This window comes from Nonomuraea sp. KM90 (assembly GCF_052246675.1).
Lineage (GTDB): Bacteria > Actinomycetota > Actinomycetes > Streptosporangiales > Streptosporangiaceae > Nonomuraea.
Genome location: NZ_JBQQCB010000327.1, coordinates 1 through 1,919, shown reverse-complemented (window position 1 = coordinate 1,919; position 1,919 = coordinate 1). Strand labels below are relative to the sequence as shown.

Genomic DNA, 1,919 nt, shown 5'->3' with positions numbered 1-1,919 from the left:
CGCTGGGCTGGCCGTCCCGGATCAGGCGGGCCATGACGGCGCCGCAGCCGGTGATCTGCGCGCCTTCCCAGAGTAGGTCGGCTTCGTGTACGGGTTGAGCTCGCCGTCGGCGCTTGGCGAGTGTGCCTCCCGCGCGCAAGCGAGCGTTTCCAGGCTGGCGTCGACATCGGCCAACCCTGCCTTGGTGGTCGGTGCTGCCGGTCAATCTGCCCGGCCGGCCCGCCGTATACCGGGGAGACGGCGGACAGGCCGGTTGGCGACAGCGGCCGCACTCTCGACGCCGGTCCGGCTGATCCGCGGCAAAACCCAAGGACTCGGCATGTTCGCAATCCTGCAGGTCGGTGTTCAGGTCGTGATGTTCGTGGTGCTGCCACGGCCCCGCCAGCACCGGCGCAGCCGTGCGCGCTCCTTACCGGTTAGCCCTCTGGGACAGCGTTGGTGAATTGCCAGCGCACCTCGATGGTCAGCTCACACGGGCTGTCGAGCGGATCTCATACCGGGCGGCCTGGTTGAGTCTTAGCGCCTCGTGCACCGCGACCTCAGCCACGGCGGTGTCCAGCAACAGCGGGGCGGTAGCCGCGTCCACGTCCGCGCCGACGCGCAGCGCGGCCAGCGCCCGCAACGGCCACCAGGCTACGCTGAGGACGCTTGTCCTGCTGGATCGGGGAATCACAGGGAGCGCTCCCGGTGCCTCTGGGAGGCGCTGGCCGGTCAGAGGTCTTCAGCGAGGCGGCGGTAGGCCCGTACGGCTTCCATCTCTTGGGGGGAGAGGTTGCCGTGGTAGTCCAGGAACCAGTCGCGGATCAGGCGCTGTGGCTGCGTCGTGTTGACGTAGCGGCGGGCGCCGTCCACGGTAATCGGAACCGTGAGGGTGTCCCCGTCATGGGAGGACATGACGGTTAGGCCGGTGATAAACCGCCGGCGGGAGTCCACCACGCCGGGCGCGGAGATGACGAGCATCAGGCGCTCCCGGTTGATGCCCTTGGGGGCGTAGAGGTAGACCCCGCCGGTATGGAGTTGGATCACGCCGCGCCCCGCTCGCGGAACTCGTCGTCGGCGGCGGCGGCTTCGTGTTCGTCGGCGATCGCCTCGGTGAGGGCTTCGTCGGTGGCTTGATCGGCCGGTGCTCCGGTTACCAGCGCGTAGTAAATGACCGCCTTCTCCACCCAGGCGCTTCGACTCAGACCGGCCGTGTCGGAGCAGGTGTCGATGAGGTCTTGGGCCGTTCTGCTGAGGCTGTATGACGGATTTCTCGACATGACTTTCATGCTAGCTGGTGTACCACAGGATCGGCTTCAGCATGTCGTACTTTATGTCGTACACTCCGCGTCGGTTTTTTCGATGCGGGCCCGGCACTCACAGCCCCAGTCGGCGGTTCGTCACTTGGCTCAGATCATCAGCGGTGTGCAGGGCTCAGTCCCCGGGGTGGCCGAGGGTAGCCTCTTTGCGAAAGCCCGACTTGCGGAGACGTCCCCGCCGTCGTTATCGGGCGCATTCCAAGGTCGTCGCAACACCGGTGATCAACTACTGGGGGCGAGAAGAATAGCAAGACGCTCGGCCGGGGCCCGCCCTAGCGTGTCTCGCGGTTGGGTAAGTGGCTCGGGTGGGCCTTGACATCGCCCGGCAGTTGGCGCCTGCGCGGGATGACACGAACTTCGTTGCGGCGTGGGGGCTGATCTGCGGCGATAGGTTGCGCTGAGCGAAGTCCGAGGACCAGCTGGACGTTGACATCTGGAGGTGCGTGGTACCGGCCCAGGTCAAGCCGTGCTAGTGGCCCGTCCCGGAACGTTGGCCGGGTAATTGATCTCGACCGGTGAACCCGTAAAGCTGGCTGCCCCTGCAAACCGGGAGGTAGTTGTGGCTCGTCCACCGGATGTGTTCGTCCGGCCCTTGACGATGGAGGAAGGCCGGAAGATCCA

General features: G+C 66.3%; 3 protein-coding genes. All 3 read right to left on the bottom strand.

The window, feature by feature from the left end:
• Positions 1 to 463: 463 nt before the first annotated feature.
• The 3 genes from ACTWPW_RS63945 to ACTWPW_RS63935 are packed head-to-tail and all read right to left on the bottom strand — an operon-like array spanning position 464 to position 1,268.
• Positions 464 to 673, bottom strand: coding sequence for a hypothetical protein (locus ACTWPW_RS63945; RefSeq protein ID WP_443175000.1), 210 nt, complete (start codon positions 671 to 673; stop codon positions 464 to 466).
• A 38-nt stretch (positions 674 to 711) separates the two neighbouring features.
• Positions 712 to 1,026 (bottom strand): hypothetical protein, encoded by a 315-nt coding sequence (locus ACTWPW_RS63940; RefSeq protein WP_443174999.1) that lies wholly within the window; start codon positions 1,024 to 1,026, stop codon positions 712 to 714.
• On the bottom strand, positions 1,023 to 1,268 hold the full coding sequence (locus ACTWPW_RS63935) for a hypothetical protein (RefSeq protein WP_443174998.1): 246 nt from the start codon (positions 1,266 to 1,268) through the stop codon (positions 1,023 to 1,025). Before ACTWPW_RS63935 ends, ACTWPW_RS63940 begins: the two co-directional genes overlap by 4 nt.
• Positions 1,269 to 1,919 lie beyond the last annotated feature (651 nt).

What these genes read in the sequence shown, in the direction of transcription:
- ACTWPW_RS63935 (WP_443174998.1), bottom strand. Translation starts at nt 1,268, where the DNA reads ATGAAAGTCATGTCGAGAAATCCGTCATACAGCCTCAGCAGAACGGCC.